The organism is Nostoc sp. C052, assembly GCF_013393905.1.
Taxonomy (GTDB): Bacteria; Cyanobacteriota; Cyanobacteriia; order Cyanobacteriales; family Nostocaceae; genus Nostoc.
In genome coordinates, this window is record NZ_CP040272.1 from 5,384,008 (window position 1) to 5,410,241 (window position 26,234).

At 43.2% G+C, this 26,234-nt stretch carries 25 protein-coding genes; 3 read left to right on the forward strand and 22 right to left on the reverse strand.

The genetic code is table 11. The features are described from left to right. Positions 1–17 precede the first annotated feature (17 nt). From FD723_RS22185 to FD723_RS22210, 6 genes are all read right to left on the reverse strand, one after another. Positions 18–1,301 carry a VWA domain-containing protein gene (locus FD723_RS22185; RefSeq protein ID WP_179067291.1) on the reverse strand — a complete coding sequence of 428 codons (1,284 nt, stop codon included), beginning with the start codon at positions 1,299–1,301 and terminating at the stop codon, positions 18–20. Between the two features lie 23 nt (positions 1,302–1,324). Beyond that, positions 1,325–2,272, reverse strand: a complete 948-nt coding sequence (locus FD723_RS22190; protein ID WP_256874896.1) for a PP2C family serine/threonine-protein phosphatase — start codon at positions 2,270–2,272, stop codon at positions 1,325–1,327. Positions 2,273–2,420: 148 nt separating this feature from the next. Then, the gene (locus FD723_RS22195) at positions 2,421–4,598 is read right to left on the reverse strand and encodes a serine/threonine-protein kinase (RefSeq protein WP_179067292.1); all 2,178 of its coding nucleotides are present in this window, start codon (positions 4,596–4,598) and stop codon (positions 2,421–2,423) included. Positions 4,599–4,819: 221 nt separating this feature from the next. Further along, positions 4,820–6,028 (reverse strand): hypothetical protein, encoded by a 1,209-nt coding sequence (locus FD723_RS22200; protein ID WP_179067293.1) that lies wholly within the window; start codon positions 6,026–6,028, stop codon positions 4,820–4,822. Between the two features lie 75 nt (positions 6,029–6,103). Next, positions 6,104–7,249: an alkaline phosphatase family protein gene (locus FD723_RS22205; protein WP_179067294.1), complete on the reverse strand. Its 1,146-nt coding sequence runs from the start codon at positions 7,247–7,249 to the stop codon at positions 6,104–6,106. Between the two features lie 152 nt (positions 7,250–7,401). Next, positions 7,402–7,551, reverse strand: coding sequence for a hypothetical protein (locus tag FD723_RS22210; protein ID WP_179067295.1), 150 nt, complete (start codon positions 7,549–7,551; stop codon positions 7,402–7,404). Between the two features lie 127 nt (positions 7,552–7,678). Here FD723_RS22210 and FD723_RS22215 point away from each other — a divergent pair, with 127 nt between their 5' ends. From FD723_RS22215 to FD723_RS22225, 3 genes are all read left to right on the forward strand, one after another. Continuing rightward, on the forward strand, positions 7,679–8,059 hold the full coding sequence (locus FD723_RS22215) for a hypothetical protein (protein WP_256874897.1): 381 nt from the start codon (positions 7,679–7,681) through the stop codon (positions 8,057–8,059). A 29-nt stretch (positions 8,060–8,088) separates the two neighbouring features. After that, the gene (locus tag FD723_RS22220; protein ID WP_256875222.1) at positions 8,089–8,265 is read left to right on the forward strand and encodes a DUF1257 domain-containing protein; all 177 of its coding nucleotides are present in this window, start codon (positions 8,089–8,091) and stop codon (positions 8,263–8,265) included. A gap of 451 nt (positions 8,266–8,716) precedes the next feature. Beyond that, on the forward strand, positions 8,717–8,899 hold the full coding sequence (locus tag FD723_RS22225) for a hypothetical protein (protein ID WP_179067296.1): 183 nt from the start codon (positions 8,717–8,719) through the stop codon (positions 8,897–8,899). A 253-nt stretch (positions 8,900–9,152) separates the two neighbouring features. Here FD723_RS22225 and mgtA read toward each other — a convergent pair whose 3' ends face one another. From mgtA to FD723_RS22305, 16 genes are all read right to left on the reverse strand, one after another. After that, positions 9,153–11,672: a magnesium-translocating P-type ATPase gene (mgtA, locus tag FD723_RS22230; protein WP_179067297.1), complete on the reverse strand. Its 2,520-nt coding sequence runs from the start codon at positions 11,670–11,672 to the stop codon at positions 9,153–9,155. A 27-nt stretch (positions 11,673–11,699) separates the two neighbouring features. Next, on the reverse strand, positions 11,700–12,110 hold the full coding sequence (locus FD723_RS22235; RefSeq protein WP_179067298.1) for a hypothetical protein: 411 nt from the start codon (positions 12,108–12,110) through the stop codon (positions 11,700–11,702). Between the two features lie 196 nt (positions 12,111–12,306). Continuing rightward, positions 12,307–13,122: a potassium channel family protein gene (locus FD723_RS22240; RefSeq protein WP_179067299.1), complete on the reverse strand. Its 816-nt coding sequence runs from the start codon at positions 13,120–13,122 to the stop codon at positions 12,307–12,309. Further along, positions 13,119–13,430, reverse strand: coding sequence for a chaperone modulator CbpM (locus FD723_RS22245; RefSeq protein WP_179067300.1), 312 nt, complete (start codon positions 13,428–13,430; stop codon positions 13,119–13,121). Before FD723_RS22245 ends, FD723_RS22240 begins: the two co-directional genes overlap by 4 nt. Further along, positions 13,427–14,371 (reverse strand): DnaJ C-terminal domain-containing protein, encoded by a 945-nt coding sequence (locus FD723_RS22250; protein WP_179067301.1) that lies wholly within the window; start codon positions 14,369–14,371, stop codon positions 13,427–13,429. Before FD723_RS22250 ends, FD723_RS22245 begins: the two co-directional genes overlap by 4 nt. Before the next feature lie 118 nt (positions 14,372–14,489). Continuing rightward, on the reverse strand, positions 14,490–14,996 hold the full coding sequence (locus FD723_RS22255; RefSeq protein WP_179067302.1) for a hypothetical protein: 507 nt from the start codon (positions 14,994–14,996) through the stop codon (positions 14,490–14,492). A gap of 28 nt (positions 14,997–15,024) precedes the next feature. Then, complete coding sequence (locus FD723_RS22260; RefSeq protein ID WP_179067303.1) at positions 15,025–15,756, reverse strand: ZIP family metal transporter; 732 nt, start codon at positions 15,754–15,756, stop codon at positions 15,025–15,027. 57 nt (positions 15,757–15,813) lie between these two features. After that, positions 15,814–16,662 carry a DUF6544 family protein gene (locus FD723_RS22265; RefSeq protein ID WP_179067304.1) on the reverse strand — a complete coding sequence of 283 codons (849 nt, stop codon included), beginning with the start codon at positions 16,660–16,662 and terminating at the stop codon, positions 15,814–15,816. A 573-nt stretch (positions 16,663–17,235) separates the two neighbouring features. Further along, a complete protein-coding gene (locus tag FD723_RS22270; protein WP_179067305.1) occupies positions 17,236–17,898 on the reverse strand; it encodes a head GIN domain-containing protein in 663 nt (220 codons plus the stop codon). A 19-nt stretch (positions 17,899–17,917) separates the two neighbouring features. Further along, a complete protein-coding gene (locus FD723_RS22275) occupies positions 17,918–18,982 on the reverse strand; it encodes a nitroreductase (RefSeq protein WP_256874898.1) in 1,065 nt (354 codons plus the stop codon). Between the two features lie 326 nt (positions 18,983–19,308). After that, positions 19,309–20,421: a ferrochelatase gene (locus FD723_RS22280; RefSeq protein ID WP_179067307.1), complete on the reverse strand. Its 1,113-nt coding sequence runs from the start codon at positions 20,419–20,421 to the stop codon at positions 19,309–19,311. A gap of 4 nt (positions 20,422–20,425) precedes the next feature. Then, on the reverse strand, positions 20,426–20,740 hold the full coding sequence (locus FD723_RS22285) for a PepSY domain-containing protein (RefSeq protein WP_179067308.1): 315 nt from the start codon (positions 20,738–20,740) through the stop codon (positions 20,426–20,428). A 116-nt stretch (positions 20,741–20,856) separates the two neighbouring features. Then, positions 20,857–21,432, reverse strand: a complete 576-nt coding sequence (locus FD723_RS22290; RefSeq protein ID WP_179067309.1) for an HdeD family acid-resistance protein — start codon at positions 21,430–21,432, stop codon at positions 20,857–20,859. 39 nt (positions 21,433–21,471) lie between these two features. Next, a complete protein-coding gene (locus tag FD723_RS22295) occupies positions 21,472–22,770 on the reverse strand; it encodes an FAD-dependent oxidoreductase (protein ID WP_179067310.1) in 1,299 nt (432 codons plus the stop codon). Between the two features lie 281 nt (positions 22,771–23,051). After that, on the reverse strand, positions 23,052–24,590 hold the full coding sequence (locus tag FD723_RS22300; RefSeq protein WP_179067311.1) for an NAD(P)/FAD-dependent oxidoreductase: 1,539 nt from the start codon (positions 24,588–24,590) through the stop codon (positions 23,052–23,054). A 69-nt stretch (positions 24,591–24,659) separates the two neighbouring features. After that, positions 24,660–26,231 carry an oleate hydratase gene (locus FD723_RS22305; protein ID WP_179067312.1) on the reverse strand — a complete coding sequence of 524 codons (1,572 nt, stop codon included), beginning with the start codon at positions 26,229–26,231 and terminating at the stop codon, positions 24,660–24,662. Positions 26,232–26,234: the final 3 nt, after the last annotated feature.

Below are 26,234 nucleotides of genomic sequence, written 5' to 3' on the forward strand. Positions count from 1 at the left end.
GGAGAATTCGCTACTCACTAATTCGGAGATTTAGCAATTCGAGTCGTTTTTGTAGAACGTGTTTCTAATGCCATTGCATCTTCTTTAGCGACTTCTCGCTTCAACCGCACTGTCCCTGTTGGTGCATCCTCTATCTCAACTACGGTTTTTAGCAGTTTGGCTGTGGCTTCATTCCCTGATTCATGGGCTAGTTTTACTGCCTTGCCTAATTTGGCAGTAGCAAGCTCAATATCATTCCTAGCACGAGCTTCCAATCCTTCTTGAATTGACTGAGCCAGTTCTGCTTGTCCAGTATAGTGGGCAACTCGCCGATCGATTTTGGTCGATTTGGCTTCATCATCAGTCCAGGTTGCCAAAATGCGGGCTTCTGCAACTTTAGTTTCTGTGCCGTTAAGGGTGTATACTAAACTCGCTCGACCTGCTAACATTTCATCACCGATATTTCCTGGATTAACTTCAATACAGAAGTGGTAATCACGAGACTCGTTACTTCCCCAAGCTCCAGTGGGGTAATCAACCATCTGAGGCTTGACAGGTTTATGGCGGTGGGTAAGGTCAACAATATCGGGACTAACTTGTTTACAAAACAAGACTTTGGCTCCTTGTGGTGTCCATAAACGTAAAGCAACATCGCTAACATTTTTACTCATGGCTTTTTCCAAAATGGCACGAAAGTCACTTTCAATCATTGCGGCGCTAGGAATAATATCGGTTGTCCCTAAAAGTTTGCTGGCAATTTCTTGAAGTTGAGCAACTCGCCAATCAGTTCCGACACCACGACAGTCGCACTGAAAGACACCTTCACATTCAAGTAAAACTTTCTTCAAGGATTTCTCATCAGAGTCATCATTTTGCCCATCGGTGAGTAGTAGTGCTTGACGAACTGCGCTAGGCATCTTTTTGAATTGTGTTAAGGCTTGAGCCAACCAAGTAGACATGAGAGTACCACCATTAGCAAGAGTACTCTTAATAGCTGCGATCGCTTCTTGCTTTTTTTCTGTCGTGGCTGGAGAAACAGGAAAAACTACATTAGCTTTACCAGCACCCGTGACGATGAAGAAATGGGCATCCTCTGGTAACAAATTCACAATTTTGATCATTGCATCTTTGGCTGCATGGATCTTGTCACCTCCCATTGAACCGGATGTGTCGCAGATGATGCCAAAAAGTCTGCCATTGTGTCCAGTTGCGACTCCACTATCGCCTTTTTCGACGGTAATGGTCATAATGGCATCAACTTCTCTGGCTCCTTGGGGTAGATATTGGTTTTGAAAAACTTCGGCTTTAAATTGATGAGACATAGTGTTTTGTTAGTTTGAGTAATTCATAAACAGAGAACAGCAACAGTAATGTTGTCATGTCCACCACAATTACGGGCAAATTCTACAAGAGTGCGAGATATGCCGATCGCATCTCGATCGGGCGATCGCTGGACTAAGTTGGCTAAATGTGCTGCATCTAAGGTATAATTCCACAATCCATCACTACACAAAATCAGATATCCAGAATCAGGAATAGTAAACTTCACAATTGAGGGAACAGCATCCTCAACGGCATCTGCTCCCAGCCAGCGCGTAATTGCATGAGCTTTGGGAGATAGTCTAGCTTCTGCTTCGCTGATTTTTCCGGCTGCGACTACTTCAGTTAACCAGGAATCATCTTGAGTCAATTGTTGGTGACTGTGAGCAGAAATCCAGTAAGCGCGACTATCACCTAACCAGCCAATAGTAGCGATACCTTCTTGAACAATTGCAGCCACAATAGTTGTAGATGGTGGTTCTAAATCTCCACTATTTCTATAAGAAATATTACATACATTGGCTAAAGCAGTAGCAAAAGCTGATTTAATTGCCGAAGCGGAATTTTCCCCTATTTCCCACGCATTTGCTAGAGCGAGACAAGTCGTTTCAGCAGCAGTTTTAGCTGCTAAGTCAGGTTTTTCGGAACTAGAAACTCCATCACAAACTACGAGAATATTTGGCTGACTGTCATTGAGTTGTTGTAAAGCCAGGAAATCTTCATTGCGGCTGTGTTTGAGTCCGCGATCGCTAACTCCGGCTAGCTGTGAATTAATTATTACTTCTAACCAATCATGCACTGGTGGTTCTTGGCGAAATCCACATTGACAACAGTAGCCTTCAGAATCGATTCCTGCACCACATTTTTCACATTTATCGATCGCAGTTGGCGGTTTGCTAGCCGTTAAGGGTGTACCGCATTCTTCACAAAATTTGTCATCAGCTAAGATGGATGCACCACATATACACTGCATAATTTACCCTCATTAGTGGTCTGTCAAATACAGATGAATAAAGGAACGAACCGCATTCGCGCAGCGTCTCGTCAGACAAGGACGCAAAGAGCGCGAAGGAAAAAGGAAAGAAGAAAAATTTAATTACGAATTACGAATTACGAATTATTTAAATTAGGCTTCTAGGACGTACCCGATTGGCTTCATCAACTAAAGAGATTTTTTCGTCTTTAGTTGCGAGGTGTGCCATGTCGCGTAGGGCTTTTTCCAATCCCTTTCTCAGATGCACTTCTTGTAATGGCTGCCCCAAAATTGTTAAATCAGCAGCAGCTTGGAGTTGGCGGGAGGTGATTAAATTGAGAGCAGTTTCTAATACTTGTTTAGTCAGGCGATAGCGATCGCTACCAACTAAAGTCAGTGCTTCAATAGCCACAGAAGCGGCTTTGAGTTCTTGAGTACCTGGAGCCGAGCGATCGCCGTTGATTAAAGTTCGGGCAATCTCTACTCGCGCTCGTGTATATAAATTAGAAGTTTGCGGTATATTTTCCAAAGCTGCTACAGCACCGTTGCGATTTCCAGTGGCACAAAAGCAACGTGCTAACCCAAAAGCTGCTGATACATAACTCGGATCGGTGCGGGACACCAAACTATACATCTTAATTGCTAATTGGTAATTTTCGGCAAGTTCGGCGGCTAACCCCAGCGCCAGTTTCGGAGCTAATTCTCCTGGTAAATCAAAATAAACTTGGTCAAATGCTTTCTGCGCCTCTGCGGGTTTATTTTGCGCCATCAGCGATCGCCCACGATACCAAAAGATCCGCCAGTCCCAAGGATCTTTGGCTACAACTTGGGCTATAGCTTGTTCTGCTTCTTCGTAATCACTGGTATCAATTAAGGCATTTGCCAAGCGCAACAAGGCTTCACTTGATTTCGGGAATTGCTTGACAACAACATCTAAACCGATGGCTCGCTGGACTGGATCGGCGATCGCGCTGGCATTTAGGACTGCATTAAAGCCCGGATCGCTAGCATCTAATATTGGTATCGGTAATTGCTGATATTCTGGTTTAATTGGTTCAAAACTGCCACTGTGGGTAATAGCTAACATATCGCCGCTAAACAGGTTACTGGTGGCGGGACGGGGAATATTGGTAGAAATGGCGACAACTTCCCGCAGTACACCCAATAACTGATCTGCCATTTCATCGGCTGACTGAAATCGGTCATCAGGATTTTCGGCGGTGGCTTTAATCAGAAAGCGATACAGTGATTCTTGTTGGGCAAATAAAGGTTCTTCTTGGGGGCTGGGAAGTGTGTATAAATGTTCCTTACTAAAACCTTTAATCTCAGTAAGCAACACCGCTAAAGTTCTGCCAATGGTAAATAAATCGGAAACAATTGTTGGGCCTTCGCCAGCTTCGGGAGCGCTATAGCCCACTGTACCGTAAATATCACCATTGAGATCGTCAACGCGACGGACACCACCCAAGTCGATTAATTTCACGTCGTTGTCTTCGATCATGATATTATCTGGCTTGAAGTCGCAGTATACCAACCCCAAAGAATGTAGATAGGCAAAAGCTCCCAAGATGCGGTGAATATATGCGATCGCTTCTGCTACAGGTAAAGCGCCGCGAGTTTTGCGGATTTCTTTGAGGGTTTTACCGCCCACATACTCCATGATGATAAAACCTTCGTTACCGTGGTTGACGAAATTATAAATCCCCACGATATTAGAATGTTTTACGACTGCTAGGAATTGTCTTTCTGCCACGGCGACGGCTGCACTGGATGCGTCTTCGCTGTTGAGCAATCCTTTCAGTACCACATAGCGAGATAAAGTTTTATCGAAGCCTAAATAAATCCATCCTAAACCACCATAGGCGATTGCTCCTTTGACTTCGTATTGCCCGATAACTAGATCACCAGGCTTCAGAGTCGGAATAAAAGAATACTTCTGCCCACACTTACTGCAAAATCCGTTTTCTCGTCGCAAAGAATGATTGCAATTACTACAAAAGCGTTTATTCTCCGGCACCATTGGGTTAGGAATAATCGCGTTTTCTGGCTCTGTTGAAGGTAGTTCTGGTACAGAAGTTAATCCCGCTCCTAGTTGTCTGCGGCTACTACGGGCAGAAGTGCTACTAGTACGCCGCGAACCCTTGGAACGATTGGTTAATGGAGAGGAACCTGTGGCTGTGGTAATTGGTGAACTTCTGAGTGTAAGTGAGGCATTTTGCTTCTGGCTGACATCCAGAGATTTTAATGCTGCTAACCCACAGACATTACAGTAGTCATCTTCAATAGTGCCAGTACATCCATTCCGCAGACAGCGAAGACTGTTCATTGAAGTCTCCTAAATCTATATTCATAAATCATTGTTGATTATTCTCCCGATCTTTTTCACCAAATATCTGCTTTATCAAAAAAGTGAAGGTTGAAAACCGGACTTACGTCCCGCTACGCTAACGCCCACAAGGGGCGTAAGGTAGGTAAAAACCCCACGCATATTGTGGGTGGCTTAGTTTAATTGCGAATTGCGAATTGCGAATTGCTTTTATTGTTCCCCTAAAATTGGCTGTTTAAACGTTTTTCATATTGGGAAACTAATTCCGATGCTTTGTCTAATGGAGTTGGGCGCACATAAAGGAGTTGTGTTGCTTTTTGGGCTAAATCAACCAAGGTAATATCTTCAATCAATCCCCGCGCTAAGGCTTTGGCTTTGAGGCCATCCAGTCGTCCCCGTAACTCCCGACGAGTTTGTAATAAAGTACTATTAGCTGTGTATGTCTGTTGCTCTACAGTTATGTATTCTTTGGCTTTGGCTATCCAATTATCTAAACCGAGCATAACTGGACTAACTAAACCCTCCTCTAGCTTGTTTTGTAAGCGTGTGAGCCATTGGCTAAGGGCATCTATCTGCTCTTGGGGTAATGGAGTGTGCTGTGTTAGATACAAAACTTTTGCTTGGCTTTCCGTAAAAGCGGCAATAGATTGTGAGTGAAGTCTAATTAATTGTGCTAATAAATTCTGAGCGATCGCTACTTTCTCTTGTATCTGAGCCTGTTGTTTCTGGGCTTGCTCTAAGACTAATTTAACTTGTGCCAATAAAGGTTTGAGTTGCCGATCTATCTCTGCACTCACTCCTAAAGGATCTTGCTCAATCTTTTCTCGTAGAGAAGCGATCGCCTCATGAGCTTGTACCAGTTCACTCCTAGAGGCTTGATTGAGTGATGCGGCTAAGTTTTGCCCTAAGATAATTTGCGATTCGGCATCTTGGAGTATAAATTCTAGATTTGTCCAAGCGGTATCAACCGCTAGAACTGCATCTCTGGCCACAGAAAAAGCCTGAGTCATTACTTCCAATAATTGTGCAGGAGCGATCGCATTTGCTTGTTGAGTCACAGTCAGTAATTCTCTCTGTGCTAATGGCGTTTGCACAACAGACAGATGAATCGAAGTGCCTGTTAATAGTTGTTTAATTTCATCAATTTTTTCCTCTGTTGCCAAAAATCGTGGTAATTGCTGCCGCAATCTACTGGCTCGATCTATTGTTTGCACCAATAGGTCAAAATACTGAAATAAATCGTTCATTGCCTCCAACGCTGGAGTCACTTTTTGAGCAGTAATACCTGTCAAATGAACTTTAGCAAAACCAGGACTCCCACAAAGGCGTTGATATACTGGGAGTTCTTGTAGATCAAACAGGTTTTGGCTAACTACTTGAATTTTATTTTTCCAGTCAGCTAAGAGTTGATCGACAATTTTGGTTGTCATAACAAGTAATGAAACTACCAGGCGGTTATGAAATTGTGAATGCTGAAAGAGTTGGTGTTGTAGATTATATCTTGATTATTTTTTCACAAATAGATTGGTCATTGGTTTAACTCCTTTAGTCGTGTCATTAGCAAAGTTTAAGTATTCATAGATGCCAAAAGCATCTTCAGTAGTTCGTAGCAATGAGTAGTGATTATAGGGTGTGTTATCTACAACGCCCCGTGAGGCGTGATTAGTAATCACAATCGTCGCAATATGACCGCCGCCAAAGTTAGCTTTGCTATCAGGGTCGAAGCCACAACAACCTTGAATTTGAGCTTTGTCATGAGGATTACTATCTTCATCCCAGGTAATAATAATTGCATTATTGCCAGACTCAGCCCACAACTTAGAAGTAGTAATTTGATTAACAACTTTTCCAATCATCGTGTCGCCGATTTGAATCAATTTTTGCAATTGGGGACACTCTGCTAAACCGTGCATTTCATGACATTGGTTGAAGATGATGTGGCTGTAGTTGGGAACTTTATCACTTTTCAGGTCGGTAGTAAGTTGTTCAATCCCGACTATTTTACTGGGTAAGTTCGGGTCATCTTGCACGTTTTTGAAGTTCATAAAACCATTATGTTTGACCGCATATAATGCACGATTGAGACTGGGAGCAACAACGGACTTAGAGCCTGGAGAAGGAATATCTTCAAAATACCCTTTCCAAGTCAGCCCCTTTTGTGACAATTGGTCGATTAAGCTTTTAGAGGTAATGGTATGGTTGGCATAGTCAGGTTGACGAGAGTTGTGGCAAAATTGCTGATTACTATTAGCAAAGCAATAGAAAGCATCATCATCATGAATACCAAAAGTACTACCGCTTAAAATGGCAACATAGTTAGCTTCGCTGGGATGTACTTCGCCATAGAAGTTGCTAGCCAAACCATAGGTTTTTGCCAGTTGATTGATGATGGGTGCATTAGGATTGCCAATAATTTGGTCGTAGGATTTGTTTTCTTCAACAATCACGAAGATATGATCATATTTAGGAATGGCTTTGTCGTCTGGTGTAGGAGTTGAAACTACTGCTGCTGTATTTTTAACTACTTGCGGTGGGTTAGTAGCTGATTGACTAGATTTTGGTGAGTTGGATAAGCAACTATTGAGTGTGAGGGTCAAGCTCAATAAGCAAATATGATGAAAAATTGTTTGAAGTCTAGGGTGTAATGACATAGATACTGAGTATAAATGTTAAGTATATGTCGAATGTTTTGTCAGATCAATAGAAAAAGAATGGGTCAAGTACCGAAACTGCCCCATATATCCGTGGCAAAACGGTTCGCATAAAAGCAACAGCAATTGTCTCGCCAGTACGGCGCGATCTCTCAAACCTCAATTTTCTCATGCCATCCATTCAGTCCACTGTGGTGTATCTGAAACCAATTGAGCAAATTTGTCATCTTCAGATTCTCAAACTCCAGCATCACGCCGCGACGCTTACCACTCTTGCCTAAAGGAATAATTGTATCGCTCATCTCTTCTTTTGAGCGATCGCCAGTCTTTTTACGCTGGTACAGACTGTTGATTACTGGAAGTCCTTAATTTTTATATTTTTTTGCGGCGTTAGGACGAATTGGCAAAGCTGATGCCCAAACACCTGCAATGTTTGTACTGCGGGATTTGCATCCATTTGTGAAAAATCCGACTACGGAGAAGAATGCCCCGATTGTGCGGGAGTTGCGAAACTTGATGGGGGAGTTAAAGCGATCGCCTAATATTATCATCACCACTAGCCATACTTTAGAACTTCCTGACGAGTTACTCCAAGAAGTGACAGTAGTGGATTTTCCCTTACCTAGCGTTAGCGAAATCGATAATTTAATTCAACAGTTAGTAGTACCAGATAAGTTAAATGTTTCTGGTTTAGCGCGGGAACAGTTAGTTAAAGCCTGTCAAGGTTTAAGTCGCACCCGGATTTCGAGAGTTTTGGCAAAAGCTTTAGCCGCTAAACAGCAAGTAAATAGAAGAATGGTTATGATTTAGGTTTTCGCCGCAGTGGTGAAAATTACGAAATAGTTGCCGACTTTTGGGGAGCAAAAATTAATCAACAGCAGTTTGTTAACTCAATCAGCCAAAAATATGCTCATAAAACCTTGATGGCAACGGTGCAAGAACAAGGCTTTAATGTGGAAGAAGAAGAAGTTTTAGAAGATGGAACTGTGCGAGTAGTTGTAGGACGTTGGGTGTAATTATATCGTGATCAATAAGATACCCGACTTCTTCAAGAAGCCTGGCAATAATTCTTTTGGTTAATTCCTGAAAGAGGTTTGGATTACAAAAATCATCAAGAATTAAGTTTTGTGTCGTAGTTAATCAACTAATTCACAAAATCAAACAACACCAAATCATAGTACAGGAGCAGAATGTTTCATCTGAACCATTCAAGTGATTCTCTCTTACATTTGATTCAAACTATCCGGTAATTTATATCCACTAATTAGCGACATTATATACCAGGAAAAGATGGCTATTGGTTAATACGGCAAGTCATAACACTTATGTCTCCAAAAGAAAGAGAAATTCTAGCGATCGCTTTTACTGGCAATACTGAAGGCTCTTGCGTCTGTATATCCAAAAGCCTTTGGTGAAACACTTAGTAACAGAAACAACAAAACTGCTTAAACATTCTGGTAAAAGATCATGAAAACGGCAAGAAATAACCCACTAGATATACGCCACATTAGTCTTAAAGTAACAGAGTTAATTAAGCAATACGCTGTTGTAAATAACTGTACGCAGGGTGAAATGCTAGAGCGTATTGTTTTGGAGTGGAACACCCAACAAAGCGAGAGCGAACGACCATCAGGAGACGAAGATGAATAGCTTTTTTGTACAAGCCCTTTGCTTAATTCGTAATACTCGCCAGAGGCGAGAAGCAAGCTACGCCCCGCTACGCTAACGTAATTAGCATTGCGTAAGGGTTTTAGACATTTTAAATGGTGAGATAGCGCGGTCTTCTCCCTTGGCGCTAGACTCTCCCTTTGGGAGAAGGGGAGACGCTAAGAGCGAACGAGCGTCAGGGATGGCTTATTTCCGCCGACCTGTACTATAGTATGCTTTTCCATCAACTGAGAGATTAAAATTTTACGTAGCTGTAAAACACTCGCTTGACATTCTCCGCCGCAGTCACGTAGAACAACACGATCGCTCCCAGAACCAACACAAAATTCAACGGCAACGGTTGAAATCCGAGTAAAGTTGCCAACGGTGTCCAGGGAATGATTATTGTCACTCCAATAGTCGCCAGTGTTGCCGCCAACAAGTATTTTCCCGGCTTACTGTTGAGAATAGATTGGCGGGTACGAACGACTAGCACAACCAGCGACGCAGAGATGACAGACTCCAAAAACCAGCCTGTTCTAAACTGTTGTGGTTGAGCGTGCAGCAGCAACAGCAGCGCCCCAAAGGTGAGATAATCAAATATTGAACTCAACAAACCAAACACAATCATGAAGTTGCGGATAAATTTGATATCCATCCGGCGAGGTTTATTGACTAATTCCTTATCTACCCGATCTGTTGCGATCGTCAATTCCGGGAAATCGGTAAGTAGGTTTGTCAGCAAAATCTGACTGGGTAGCAATGGCAAAAAGGGTAAAAACAGAGAAATTCCTGCCATACTAAACATATTGCCAAAATTGGCGCTAGTTGCCATAAATACATACTTTAAAGTGTTGGCAAATGTCACCCGTCCTTCCTTTACGCCTTCGATGAGGACATTTAAATCTTTTGCCATCAACACAATATCAGCAGCTTCCTTAGCGACATCGACTGCGCTCTCAACGGAGATGCCAACATCGGCAGCATGAAGCGCAGAGGCATCGTTAATGCCGTCTCCCAGATATCCAACTACATTCCCCGCTTTTTTGAGGGCGATAATGATGCGCTCTTTTTGGTTTGGCTCTACCTCGGCAAAGACATTTGTATCTTGTACTCGATGCATCAAGGCTTCATCACTGAGCTTTTCTAGTTCGGAGCCTGTCAACGCTTTTGGTTCAGGCAATCCTACCTGCTGAATGATACTCATCGCCACCGCCTTGCTATCTCCGGTAATCATCTTCGGGGTGATTCCTAGCAGTTGCAACTCTTTGAGGGTGTCAGCGATACCAGCTTTTGGCGGATCGAAGAGAGCCAGGTAGCCGAGAAATGTCATGTTCGTTTCATCGTCTTTGCTGAAAGAATCTTGATTAAAATCGCGATAAGCCACACCCAAGGCTCTAAATCCCTTACTGCCCAAGTCTTCAGCCTGTTGGTGAAGTTTTTGTCGCTGATCTGCAATAGCGATCGCTTTCCCCTCACCAATCTCAACGGTTGAGCAAACATCCAAAATATTTTTTAGTGCGCCTTTAGTAATAATCAGATGCGTACTTTCTTGCTTGAATAAGATGCTTAGACGTTTGCGGTTAAAGTCATAAGGCACTTCATCTAGCTTTTGATAGCCAGAAATATCGAATGTTTTGTATTCACGAATCGCTGCATCGATGGGATTGACATAACCTGACTCAGATGCGGCATTCAAATAAGCGTAAAGTAGAACGCGATCGCTTTCTTTCCCTTCCACATCAACCGCAGAGTGAATTTTCACCTCTCCTTCCGTCAGCGTACCGGTTTTATCGGTGCAAAACACGTTCATGCTGCCAAAGTTTTCGATCGCAGGTAAGCGCTTCACAATTACCTGCTTTTTCGCCATTTTCTTGGCACCACGAGCCAGATTAACGCTAACGATCGCAGGTAGTAGTTGGGGAGTCAAACCGACTGCTAGCGCCAGAGAAAATAGAAAGGATTCCAGTACTGGGCGATGGAGGTAGACGTTAGCGACAAAAATTAGCACTACCAAAATTAGCGTTACTTCCATCAGAAAGTAACCAAACTTGCTCAGTCCCCTTTCAAATTCGGTTTCGCTTGGTCTGAGTTTCAGGCGTTCCGATACTTTGCCGAATTCAGTTTCTTTTCCGGTATGAACGACTACTGCTTTCGCCGTTCCACTAATCACATTAGTTCCCAGATACAGGGAATTGGTGCGTTGGCTCAGTCCAGTTTCAGACGGCAATACGCCACTTAGCTTGTCAACCGGATAGGTTTCTCCTGTCAGTGCTGCTTCATTCACCGATAGGTCTTTTGACTCTAAAACTAGACAATCACCCGGAATATTTTTACCTGCACTCAGCAATACAATGTCACCCCTGACCACTTCCTCATTAGGGATTTCTTGAGATTGGCCATCCCTTAAAACAGTTGCTTTAACTTGCACCAATGCCAATAATTTTTCGACGGCGTTTGAGGCTCCTCGCTCTTGCCAAAATCCTAATAGCCCACTGATGAAGACAATCGTCAAAATGATTATGGCATCTGCCGCATCTTTCAGAAAAATCGATAGCACCGCCGCAAAAATCAGAATCAAGATAATCGGACTCTTGAACTGATTAAGCAACAGCATCCATGCGCTCGATTTGTGTTTTTGTTTGAGGCTGTTTGCGCCGAACTCACTCAGGCGTTGTTTAGCATCTTGACGGCTTAACCCGGAGGTTGTGGAGTGCATCTGCTGAAGCACTTGATCCGTTGGTAAGCTCCAAAACGTGGAGAGTTGGGGATTCATTGGTTTGATTTGCGGTAAATCGGCTGCTTAACGCGACTCGGCAAATTGCTGTCGAATCTTCGCCGCGATTTGATGATCCGTAATCTTGTCAACTGTTTCAATACCTACGATGTGTCTACCGAGGTTATTTTCTTCAAGACGTTTTTTTAGTTCATCCTTTGCCTCACCCGGTCCAAATATCAGAATAGACTCTGCATCAATAATATATGCAATGACCGCATCATAGTAAATATTGAGTTCTCCTGTAAAAGTTCTCTGGAGGCTATCATCTGCGGGTACTTGATGTGATTCGTAAGCACCTTTAAGAGGTGAATCACCAGAACGCCGAGGCTGTTTTTCTACTTCCGATTTGATCTCTTTTATATCTTCCCCTTTCTCCGTAACAGTCACGACAATAGCTTTCCTATGGTCAATCCACAGCCCTACTTTTGTTTTCATTGATATCTCCTTTGTTCACTAGTTCCACATTGAATTTTAGAACTGCTCACCAGAGTCAAATTAACAACTTTGGCTTAATAATATTACTGTGATAGACGGTTGTTTTATTTCCTGAATGAATTGATTGAATACGATACAAAACTTAATTACGAATTACGTTAGCGCAGCGTTAGCGACGCAGGAGCGTCATTACGAATTACGAATTATTTAAATCTCGTCGTGCTAAGGCTTGAATCTCGGTTCGCAGTGCGGTAATTTCTGCTTGCAAGGCTTTAATTGATTTCACACCCGCCAGTTCTGCTTCATTATTCTCGGCATCCTGACCAACAAAGAATGTTGCCAGGGTTGCCGTCACATAACCACTGATCGCAAAGGCGTACAGTGCCAGGAAAAAACATAGCACCCGCCCTTCTGCCGTTTTCGGAAAGTAATCAGACCCGATCGTAGTCATTACCATTGCCGTCCACCATAGCGCAGTACCATAATCGGTAATAGTGCCATCAGGAAGTTCGCGCTCAAACGTATAAATTCCAGCCGCTCCAATTAGAGTGACAATTATAGTTAATCCCACCACATAACCAAACCCTCGCCGCCCAATACTGGCTCCCAGGACTCGCATTCCTTTGTTGGTTCGTGTCATCACTCGCAACAACTGTAACCCTCGAACCGCATGAACTGATTGCAAAGACTGCATGACTCGCACAATCCGAAAGATTCGCAGCGCTGGAATAAACAGTGAAAAAGCGGTCAACCAATTATGTTGAAGGTAGGAAATTCTGTGAGGAGCGAGGAGAAATTTGATCCCAAAATCTACGATAAAGGCGATCCAAATGATAGCAGCGATCGCTTCTAATAGAGGATTCAGTCCCCAAACTAGCTCAACAATAAAAAGTCCTAACCAAGCAAAGCCCAACACCAGCATCGGCGTTTCTAGCCAATCTTCCAACTGTTGCAACACCTCACTGCGCTCTCGATCTAATGCGGGCTTTGACCGTTGGTTCAGATAGCTCATAATGAGTTCGATGAATGAGACTGATACATTTTTAGCTGTGCCCGTAATTGAGCGATTTCACTTGTCATATCTAACACCATTGCCGCTCCGACTAAGTTCAGCCCCAAATCTCGACGCAAGCGTTGAATCTGAGCAATTCGCGCAATTTCGCGGGAATGCAGCATAGAGCCAATGGGTTCGATTACGCCTAACTCAACGTAAAACTTCACCAGCGTAATCGAAGTCTTAGTGATTAATGCAGCATATTCAAAGCTGTAGAGTTGCTCACCTTCGAGTGAAACCACGGTTTTTGAAAGGCTGAAGGTCATAATTTTATCTCCTCTAATTGGGTACGTGGGTTAAAGCTAGTGTTTGCCTGGATTTTTTCGTAGTATTCTTGTTCGATCGCACTCAGGTCTTGCGGGGTGACAATCTGAAGTTTGGCAAATAAATCACCTCGTCCCCCTTTTGGCAATGTCCAGCCTTTGCCGCGCAGTCTCAGCGATTGCCCCGATCGCACGCCTTTGGGAACTTTCATTGTCACGCTGCCATCGGGGGTTGGTACGCTAATTTCTGCCCCTAAAACCGCTTCATCGGGGCGAATTGGAATGTCACAAACGAGGTTATCGCCCTCAAATCGATAGAAGGGATGGGTTAACACTTCGATAGTTAGATATAAATCGCCACGCTGTTGAGAGAACGGACTAGGACGACCTTTACCCTTGAGGCGAATTCGACTACCTGGTTTTGCACCTGCGGGAATGCGGACGTTGATCGTTTCCTCGTCGAGTTGCAAACGCTTCTGGACACCGTGAAACGCTTCAGAAAATGTGAGTGCGATCGCAGCTTCAGTATCCGGTGCGGGTGCTTGAGAATGAAATCCCCCACCAAAATCATCAAAGCCTCCAGTGGAGGTTTTACGTCTCGTTCGACCCAGCAGATCGTTGATAAACGAATCAAAATCGCCGTACTGATCGAAGTCGCTCGTCGCAACATTAGTTCCGCTAGGTGTCGGCGTTTCAGTGTAACCAGGATTATTCCAGTGCTGACCAAAGCGATCGTACTTTTGCCGCTTCTCTGGATCGGAGAGTACTTCATTCGCTTCGTTTAGTTCTTTAAACTTTGTTTCTGCGTCATTGTCTCCAGGATTGAGGTCAGGATGATATTTGCGGGCAAGCTTGCGGTAAGTCCGTTTGATTTCTTCAGGGGTTGCAGTTTTGCTTACTCCCAAAATGGCATAGTAGTCTTTAAAATCTGTTGTAGTTGGCATCAGTTACCTCTTGTTCACGTAGCGGCAATTTAGGATAATTGCAGGTTTTTTCGGTGGGTATATTTTCAGTTAGAGATAAGTTCCAATTTAATCATGCTAACAATAACTCTCACGAAGTCTAGCGAAGCTTCACACTTTTTCTTTCAAGGCGATGACTGTGTTTCCAATAAGCAAAGCCACTAGCAATAATCATCATAAAGGCAGGAGCCGCAAGCCATAACCAGAAACCAGGAAGTAACTTGATTAATAGAAGCTGACTATCAGGATTACTACCATTAGGTAACGCAAACCAATATGTTGAGATTGTGCCTGTAAAACCTACAATAATTGAACTAAAAGCAGAAACTATTGAGAACTTGTATTTCTTCTGGACAAAAAATTTACAGGAATACCAATAAAGTGGATTAGCCAACCAGCCAATAGCCGGCGCTTGAAGAAATAACAATCCAAGTATTCCCCCAATCGTAACTTCAACCCCCTTCATGATATAAATAGAACCAGTGTGTATTGTCTTGTGTTCGACTATCTCAAAAGTTAGTGCTGGCAAGCTAAGTGCCATTATATAAATAAATAAAGATATTCCTAATAAAAACAAGGGTTGTGTTAAGGAAGATGGTTTTTTCATCAGGTGGATTCTATACAGAGTTACTCGGCTATTCAAGATAAGATGAGAACAACATTGAAAGTGCAAAACTCCCGATAAACGTCAACGTAGATAAGTTTGTATCTTGAGTTTGATGCGCTTCGGGAAGAATTTCTTCAACGATCGCCACCATTAAAGTGCCTGTTGTAAATGCAAGTACAATTAACTTGGGCAGATCAGTTTGTCCGCGCAATCCCCAATAGCCCAGCGTCGCGCCCAGCCAAACAGGGATAAGAAACGCCGCAAGTAACCAAAATCGCTGTGTTCGCGGCATATTTTGACTCTTAAACTCTGCGTTGGTGACAAATCCTTCGGGAATGTGAGCCACAACTCTCCCCGATGTCAGCATCACCCCTAGATGAGGTGCGATCGTCAAACTGGTGCCAATCATTAAGCCATCGCCAAATAAGTCAATAGCAATGCTCAGAAAAATCACCCAACTAACACTATTATGATCGACCCCACGCAGTCGATTTTTGCTTAATTTGAGAAGCTGATTAATCCACACAAAAAAAGCTCCACCTAAAAACAACGCTAGAATAGCTGCCCAAACAGGTTTAGCGATAAGGACTCTCGGTATCAGTTCGGTAGATGCGATCGCTAGCAGTACGCCAGCAGTAGCGTGCAGTGCAAGCCCTAATGTTTGTTTTGATGACGGTAAAGCTTCAGCAATCATTGCTCCCATGAAGTTGCTGGCAACGGGCAAAGCTGATAGTGTCAGAGCAAATAGAAATTCCTGCATAGGTCATGCTCCGCTAGTCGTAACAGACTTTTTGATGTTTGTTTCGATTGCAGTCCATCAAGACGCAAACTCATAGTGAATCTCTGTAGTTCTTCCTTTAAAATAGAGCCGAGTGCCTTCTGGATACTCCCATCCCACCTCGCCTTCTAAGGGAATAAGCATCCCATTACAAACTGAATATTCCCAGAATCGACCGACCCAAGGCATAGCAGTCAGCTTGTCACGATAACGAGCCTCAGCCCGACAAGTAGCGATCGTCCCTTCAGCATTAAACTGAAACACTAGGGAAACAGTGGTTGCACCATCCGTCAAAGTAGCGCGAGCAGAGGTATCATTAATTGCTTCCCAGCGCACACCCTGACTGGGTAATAGGGCAGTGGGATACCAAATAGTTTCTGCAAAGTACCGCAACAATTCACCTTGATTGTTTTCAGGCGCACCGTGCATTTTTGCAACGGTGAAAAGACCGAGTAATGATGCGTGTAAGCTGCCTTCCCCTAACAGATATGTATCATGAACAAAGGCATTAACTCCTGGAGCCATCTGGATGCGTGCATCCCAATCAAAACCTGGACATTGAGTGACGACAAGCTGAGTGGCGGTAAACGGATTCCATTTGGCTTCCGTTTCATTCAGATTGAACTGTCCTTGTTGAGAGAGCTTGACCACAGCCACGATCGCTTGTCCATCCTTGAGTACTGTCCGAAAAAATCGCTGTACGGGATCTGGTAAGCCTTCAATTTCTTTTTGCTCATAGATTTGGGGCTTAATTGTTCGCCGTCCATTTATTAATTTGGCTCGTAAGTTATCAGTGTTTGACTGCCAGCGATAGCTACCATAGATCGCGGCAAGTCCGAGGCAGACTATGATTAAAACACCAATCATTGCAATCCATTTCATCCACATGATACTTACCTATATTTGTTAATTCAGAAATTGATAAATTGTGATGATTGAAATAATTACTACAATAGATGTATAGATCAGCATTGTGTACTGGGATAACCAATTGGGAAGATAAATTGCAAAATTGTCTTTTGTAGAGTTTGAATATTTACGAGCCATCAAAGTTAATGGGCATTTAAGTTTGAAAGTTAACAGAGTTAACCCCTCTATAAATACAAATCCATAACCAATCCAGAGCCAGGAATCGAGTTTATTTGCGATGGCGGCATAAAGCATATAGAAAATCACAAAGTTGAAGAATATCCATATCAACGTGTGAATAATTTTAATCAGCGTTAATTTGGTTTCACTTTCCATATTGTCTCAGTCTAATTTCTCCATTTTCGGCGTTTCTACAAGCACAGAGATCACGAGCAAACTTAGCCCAATAATTTTGATAAAGGCGTTGACTGCGTGTGCATACTCCCATTGATCCCTATACCGCGTCCAATGTGCTGGAAAATGAATTGATTGAATACGATATGAAACGTAACGGTCGATGTACGAGTGAAACTTTATGGTTTTTGACAAAAACTACCGTTTTTTGACTGATCCCACCCCTTTCACGGATTCCCGAACTTGGGGAGAACCAATATACTCTACTGACCCCACGCCAGATACCGTTGCATCTAACTGATCGCTCACATTGACCACCGCACTCCCCACGCCGCTATGGCGAACCGTAGCCTGTTTAGTCTTAAACTCCTCGCCCTTAAAGCTTCCGACCCCAGAAAGGCTAAGGTCTAGTACATCAGCGCTTCCTGCGATCGTCATACTACCCACGCCATCAAGAGAAACTGATAACTGTTTGCCTTGAATACCCTTAGCTTCAATACTGCCGACTCCATCTATGTTCAAGCTTTCCAGACTCTTGACCTCCAAAACAAACTCAATCGGCTTGGTCGGGTCGAAAGAGGAATCATTTGCAATGCCCAGATACAAGATGCGATCTTTCACGCGACTCTCTAAAAGCGGAAGGATGTTGTCTTCAGCGCTAATAGTCAGGGATTCTTTTCCCGTCTGCTGCACCCTGACCCTACCCACGGATTTAAAGGAAATGGATGAAAATCCAGCCACTTCTCTAGATTCGGTTTTGACGATTCCAGATCCTCTGAGCTTACCCAAGTTAAAAGAGCAGCCTGCAAACATACTCAAAGCTGCCAAACACGCAGCTAAACCGTATAGCTTTGATCTCATTGTTTCCCTATTCATACAATCATTTCCGTATAAACCAATCAACGGGGCGGCGTAGTGAAACTGGCGACGGATAATTTTTTACATAACCCGACCGCAAGATAAATTGAATATTTTCGCTAATCCCAATTGATTGATTTAGAGTTTCTCTCGTTGAGGCTTCTTCTAATATCTGAGTCATCGGATGAATCGCAATACTCTTTTCCCGCACTTTCAGGAAAAGTCTTTGCATTCGTCTGCCAGTTTCCAGCAATGTCGCCACCGAATTGTCTTTACTGGTAATGAGAATCCAACCTGCCGATTTCGACACTTCCTGTTTAACTTTATCAAGCCCTGTCTCTCGGAAATCCTTTTTCATTACATTATCTTTACTATAAAAGTTCCGCACCACCCAGCCAGAAAATCCTTCTATTTCCATGCTTGCAGTTGTCAGCCCGTCACGATATTTCTCAGCATCCTTACTAGAGAATCTGATCCAGTCGGCTAATTCTTGCTGCGCTGGGTCGCGATCGGATTGAAGGCGGTTGGCAACGATAGTTTGTTCGTTGATAAATTGACTTTCTTTACTGGTAACAGGCAGATAATGAATAAATTCCGATTCTGAATTGACAAGATATTTGATATCTTCTGGTTTCAGCACATTACTTAAAAAATTAGAACGAACAGTGCGACGATTTTTTATTTTTGCGATATCAAAAGCATTTATCAACTCTTTTTTGATCAGGTTTACTTCCATCACCTGTTCGTCTTGATTGGTCTTAGCTAGCAAATTCCACTGACAGTCATAGCCAAAAGAACTAGCGGCATATTCCAGATTTTGAATAAAAGTACCGATTGATAAAATCGTTTCTCTCTGAGTCGGGTCAACGGCAAGTAGCCATTTACTTTTATCGTTGCCGATAATCCAGTGATAAGGTTCGAGATATTGAACAAACCACGGCTGCGTGTTGTGTCCACTCGGCGCAAGTGAGGCGAGAAACAGAATGTCTTTTTCATCCGGTTTAAGAGTTTCTTTGTTATTGTTTGCTGGTTTTATATCCGTCCTTAAAAGATTCCTTTTATCACTCAACAAATAAGATGTTGTCACAGTTGCAATTATTGTCCCTCCTGCAATACTGATAAAATTTTTCCTATTCATAACGCTCGTAATTGAGGGTAAAGAGCAACTAATTTTAATTATGAAAAATTTAAGAAGAATTCAGAAGTCAGAATTCAGGAGTCAGAATCAAGACGCGACGCTCGTTCGCTCTTAGCGTCTCCCCTTGGGAGATGACTCGCTAACGCTTTCAGATCCGCCAGTCGCACAAAATTCATTCTGTTAGCGGATAGCTAAGGTTTAGCCCATTCTGGCTCCTGACTCCTGAATTCTGTTTCGATAAATCCCGCACTGTGGTTTTTAACCTATTTCAAAGTTCAGTCAAAATCAAGTCTTCTAGTTTGAATATGCTCGTGGTGTTGCGGCACTGACAGCATGGCTTCAATGTGAGGATTTGCCCATTCTGCGGCTATTTTCAGAAAATCAGGATCGTCATTGATACAATCAAGCCGTGTGTAAGTCACCGTTGGATATTGACGCTGCAAAGATTGAATAGCATCTTCGACATCGAGAATGGTTTCATAATTATCTGTCACCCAGCCAAGGGGTTTAAATAAAATAGTTTGGGCCCCTGCTGTAATCAAACTTTTGGCGGCTTGTTTCAGATCGGGCTGTGACCAATTAATGAAAGGTGTGTCATGATTCACCCAACCGATGGAGACGAGCGGATATTGATGCTGCAACTGTGCTTCCACGCCATCATAAAGGGCTTGTCCATCAATTACCCCAGTTAACAGTCCTTGCGCTTTTTCTGGGCCACCGTGAACCGTTAATATAATGCCAATCTGAGACTCAAAAAAGCGGCCAACAAATAGCTGATTCAGAGTTTCCTTAATTCGACGCGCCATCAAATCAATGTACGCAGGTTCAGTTGCAAAGGCTGGAATATATCGAATTGCCTTGAATAGCGAATGTTCAGGCTGATTTATAGATGCAGTTGCAGCAATAACTTCATTGACTTGCTCGACAGCTATTTTGCCCGTGAATGCAGAATCGACCACAAGCATTGGATAAATTAGCAAATTCTGAAAGCCTTGCTCAATGATATCTGTTACAACTTCTTGCACAAAGGGTTTACAGAAATAAAATCCTTTGAACACTTGCACCCGATTTCCCCATTGGTGTTGTAACTGTTCCTCAATACCAAGACGTTGTTTTTCAAAAATTTCATTTTCGGGCGATATGAAATGATTGTGCTTGACTCCAAAATTGTACAAATCTTGAAGTGCGAGAAACCAACCAGCAAGAGGATATAGCCATTCTGGAATCGGCACAAACTGAGATGCAATATACTTTGTTGCAGCTTGGTTGTAAACACTCAGAGCGCGGTAAGATTGCACTTCACCATACCCTGCGAGCAAAACTGCAACGCGATCGCTATTTTGGGTTCCGACGGGTTGCGTCGCTTGAGATTGATGACTAATAATCATTGTTTTAAGCCTGAGTAGGTTGTTTTTTAGAAGTACGTCGTAGATGAAGCCACATAGAAATTCCCGTAAAAATTAATATCAGCAAGCCGAGAGCATTCAGGAAGGGGTAAATTACTTCTAGATTAAGTGCCCCAAAATGTCCCTTGTGCAAATTTAATAACCAGTCAAATGCATCTCCTTTGCCTGCCAAATCAACGATCTGATAAACCGATCCTGTAATAGCTGTCAGCAATAAAGGCAACAACATAATGGGAGCAAGTATGCGATGAAAACGGCGAATATCTTGAAAATATTTGCTGTTCTTTTTGGAGGTTGTCATAAAATAATTCCTTATTTGTTGCTTCAAAGCTTTAGACAGATATCGACAGAATAATTTTGTCTAAGTAGAGCGGCGTAAATAATTCAAGGTTTGTAGGACTTTAGTCCTCTGCTTTTCTACTGTAAAGCGCGGCGCTGTCCTGAATGCAGAGTTAGCATCCAAACTCCATCGAATAAAAGATTGATGCCAATGAAAGTGCCAATCAGCCAAACTGCGTTAGATGGAAAGTTAGACCAAATGAAAATACCGAAAATAATGCCGATGATTCCGCTTACAAGCATTAATCCCCAGTTAGATGAAATCCGACGCATTTGAAATGCGATCGCCACTTGAATCACGCCTTGCACAAAAATAGTAATACCCAACACTAATGTCAGGGCAAGCACCCCTTCAAATGGATTTACCACTACTAAAATTCCAGATAGGAGATACAAAAGACCTAGAATCAGCTTCCCGATAACTTTACCTGCACCTCTTGATTGAAAGGCATAAGCAACTTGAGTAATTCCAGCAAAGATGAATATCCAGCCAAATATTAAGGTTGAAGCAACGCTAGCAAAGAAAGGAAATGCAATTGCAATGATGCCCAACACGATCATGAGAATAGCGATGCCTACGGCTACCAAGGGTATCGCATTTGTCCATCCAGAATTAACAACTTGCTCATCAGTTTCAGGCTCAATAACTCTCATGTTCATCTCCTTTTAAATTTATCTAAAAAATTTGATGGATCAATGTTGTACAAATTGTGGTATTGATTTAGGATTTGTGATATCAATCGAGCCTTGGCTTAACCCAACCAGTTGAGCAACTCGAAAGGCAGAAGTTATAGCTCCTTCATGCAAGCCATCACCAAGGTAGGCTCCTGCATGGTAAGTGTTGTTCTCGCCATTAGTGGCAACTACTTCATCTCGATATTGAAAAGATTCAGTGGTATATAACGGGGTGTGATGTTTTTCAATGTGAATAATGCGTTCTGCTTGCAGCAGCGCTTCGCTATCGCGTGCAATCAACTCCTCTAGTTGGAACGAGAGAAAATAATTTGGTGGGGATGAGATGTTACAAATTTGATTTAGGCAACTGTTATAACCCCATCGGCTTTTTGCCTGAAAGAAATCAAATTCTGAGGGTTGTTTAATGCCATAACGGTTGTATATGGAACTATCTGTATGCAGTAAGGTAGTCGCATAATTGGCTTTCCAAGCAGAAAACCGTTTGATTTCGGCATCCGTTGGATCTGCTAACAACGCCATCACTTGGTCGGGTGGCGTAGCAAACACGACTTTATCAAACTCCTGAATTTCACCAGTCGATCGCACAATTTTCACAGTATCCGAGGTTCTGAAAATCCGGTCAATCTCTACATTCAGCAAAACCTCACCCTGGAATCGCGCCAGAATTTTTTCAATGTAAGAATACACACCGCCTTTAACCCTGAGCCAGTGGACTGCGACATCCTTGCGTAAGACAGGCATTGCCAATTCTGCCGGAAAATCATCAATCAGTTCCAACGGCATTGAATAGCTATACATAATTAGCAATTTTAGCCAAGTATTACGAATACAGGGCTGTTTCAAGTATTGCGACAAAGGCTGATTATAAAAATCTTGCAGGTGAGCAAATTTTATTCTTAGCCATAATCCAGCAGAACGGGCATAGAGGGTATCGAGGCGTAAATATTCAATCAGGCGGCGAATACCTGTGAAGTTCTTCTGGATTGCGACTCTTGATAGAAAGTGGCTGCCATTTTTGAAAAACATCGCTGAACCCATATTCAGGGGTTCTAGTTCCACCCCTAACTCTTCCATGAGGGCGATGAAGTTGTAAAACACAGTCGGAAATTCCAGCACTCCATTTTCCAAAATTTCATTACAATCGGATTGGTTCGGCTGAACGTTCTTGTTCAGTGTCCGAATATGTCCACCTAAAGTAGGTTGTCGTTCAAACACAGTGACATGATGCCCTTGTTTATCGAGCAGGTAAGCTGTCACCATGCCACTGGCTCCTCCCCCAACGATCGCGATTCTCATGATTTACCTCTCAATTAAAATAATTCGTAATTCGTAATTCGTAATTAAGTTTTGTAGCGGGTTCTAAATCCCCGTTGCAAAACTTTCTGCTTGTTAGTTGCTATGAAACTTAACCCCTCAGAGTTGGTCAACATAATTCGTAATTGATAATGACGCTCGTTCCTCTCTACAAGATGCTGCGCGTAGCTTGCTTCCACGGAGTGGTACGCTACCGCAACGCTTTCGTAATTCGTAGTTACAATCAGTGTTGGCTCAAACCCTCTTTAATTACGAATTACGAATTACGAATTAGTAATTATTTGGTCGCCTGATAATCGTTGATACAGCAGTGCGCCTGTCCAAAATGTGGCAGCAAAGCCAGGATAGCCAGATGAGGCATTGCAGAAATAGAAATGATTGAGTGAGGTTTCGTGATTCAGTCGTCCCATACCCATATTGCGCGGTGTCATACTGGAGCCGTAGGAATTCCCATTTGGACACCAGCAAAAACGCTCATTGGTAGTAGGACTACCTGTAATATGGAAGACCATGTATTTTCTAAAGTTCGGTACATGGTGTTCTTCCACAACATCGAGGATGGAATCTAAGATTTCTTGCTTTTTCTGGTTGTAAGCTTTGCGGTCATTATCTCGTAATTCCTGGAAGTATTTATAATTGGCAACGGTAAGAAATTCGACAATTTGGCAGTCTTCTGGGCAATCTCGACTTGCTGTAGTCAATAAAGTCGGCGTTGTGATGGCAAAGCTAGGATTAGAAAAGTCATTGCGATCGTACATCTGCGTGAAGGCTTCATTTAAATCGTGATGCCCTGTATGAAAAAGATTCCACTTGCCAAATCCATATTCTCGGAGATCGATATCTTTGACGACGCAATAAGCCATGTAGTTAGATGGCGAATATTCATAGTTGAGTTTTCGACGCACGCTTTTAGAAAACTGCGATTCCCCAATCATCTTGGCGGCTTTTTTGGGGTCAATATTGCAAATTACGGTGTCGCCTGCAAATTCATGGGTTTGATGGGTGGTGAGATCCATCGCTTGAACTCCCGTAACCGTTCTGTCTGTGACTCTAAAATTCGTAACTTCATGGTTGAGCAATACCTGTCCCCCCAATGATTCGATGACATTGACCAACGAATTAATCACATGTTCAAAATGCTGGGTTGGGTAAAATGCGCCCGCTTGATAACCTCGGAATAATATAACCCAAGCATAGAACGAGAGTTGATTTGGAGGCAGCAAAAAATCAGGCCATTGTAGGGCTAATAGGGTTTGAGCATCTTGGGGTAGCTGGAATTTGTCAAAGACATCCTGAAGTGTGCTGTTGAGGTACTGGACGGCAGAAAATACCTCATTTGAATGTTTGAGCAGTTCAATTGGCTTGAGCGGTGGAGAGAGTTTTTTCAAACCTTCACCAGTCTTTTCCACTTCGTTGACAAATTGGCAAATGCGATCGCCATGAGCAGGAAACAAATTAGACAATCGCTGGATCAGTTCCTCTGGCTCCGAGGGAATATCCAAACTATGCTCTGGCATTCGCATGTGATCAAAGCCTTCCGAGTCATAACGTTCAAAGGTTACTTCCCGATCTAACCCTAGTTTTTTGAGTACCCGATTGACAGTTTGCCCTTCACCGCAGTCCCAGACGTAGTGAAATTGAGCGTTAAACGTATATTTTTTAGCCATTGTAAACGTATGCCCAAAACCTCCGGGATGCTCATGGGCTTCGAGAATTTGCACAGTCTTGCCAGAGTTTGCCATTAAAGCGCCAAAGACTAATGCTGATAAACCACTACCGACAATCAGGTAATCCGGTTTCATGAGAGAGTTCCTCGAACAATAAAAATCTGAGTTCTGTCCCGTTGAAACGCCCGTTAGTGAAGGCAAAACTTACCTAAACGCTTTGACTAAAGCCTTAAACTCGACTTGCAGTGACTTGTCATGAGGCGAGATAGGTGGAATCTGACGATCGATACTAAGGAATTCGTAGACTGCCATCTGAGCAGCTCGCACCGAATATTCAACTGTGAAGACGACATCATCAGCAATTTCCACAAACTGGCTGATGAAAGCGAGGTTTTTCGAGCTACGAGGGATCGGCAATGGTCGATCACTACGTAAACGAGGCATAAACATACTTGTGATGTACGGCATTCTGCAAGGAATACAGTTTGCCGATTCCACAGTGTCCAAATCGAATCGTAAATGACCGCAAAGTTCTCGCAGAATTTCTTCACCGTTGCAGTCGCTCATTGGCTTGGGAACGAAGTTACCGATGCGATCGCCAAAAAGGGCATATCCCCAGAAGACTTGTACATCAGCAGGCTGATTTATAAAGTGGGGTTGATAGGCGAGTACAATGGACATCAGCCAATTTGAGTCTTTAAACGTGATCAGCCCACCAGTCCCCGCTTGATTGCCGCTAAACTTGGCGATTTTATCGAAGAATGCAGGGTTTTTTAGTGTCACCGTAAAAGACTCCCAGAGAGACTCGGCAATGCTGCTATTGAAAGCAGCAGGATTACCAAAATCTGGGCTTTCTGCTGCCAGCTTTTCCCACAAAGTCCAACTAGTGCAGTCCTGTTTAGTCAACTTCTTGGGCGCACTTGTCATCGACCCCAAACTTGAGGCATCGGTCATTGAGCCATTTTGCAGAAAAACCAAGTCGCTATCTTTAACTGCAATGGTTTTGCTTTCACCACTCTGCTGATAATGAATGCCTGTCACTACTAACTTTCCCTCTGCTGTGGTGCTATCCAGATCCGTCACCTTGCAATCGACGAGGAAATGGACATTTTGGGCAGCAAGCCAACTCTGTAAGGGAAGAATCAATGAATCATACTGATTGTAGATGGTGCGCTTAACCCCAGCTAGGGTTTCAATTCGAGAGAATTCCAACATGAAGCGATGCAAATAACGCTTGAATTCAACAGCACTATGCCACGGCTGGAAGGCGAACGTAGTAACCCACATATACCAAAATTCAGTCTCGAAGAATTCAGGGGAAAGCCAATCTGTGATACAACTAGCACCCAACTCAGCTTCATCAGCTTGGGTAAGTTTCAGTAACTCTTGACGATTTTGCATGGAAAAGCCCATCGAACTCACAGAGACTTTCGCCCGTCGGCTGTCAACGAGACGCGCCATAGAATTTGATTTATGCTGCTCATTGAACTCCATCGTTTCGTCAAATACCGTTTTACCGGGCGAACTCAGGGAGGGAATCGACTTGAAAAGATCCCAAGTACATTCGTAATTGTCGGTCGTTAACATCCTTCCCCCGCGCAGAGAATAGCCATCTGTAGGGTTCCCTGCTCCATCCATACTTCCGCCCAGCAAGGGTTTTGCTTCTAGGATAAAAATATTTCCGCCAGGGAGTCCGCCGTCACGAATCATGAAGGCGGCGGCTGCCAAAGAGCCGATACCACCACCTAACAAATAGGCATTAGATTCCTTAACCATGTC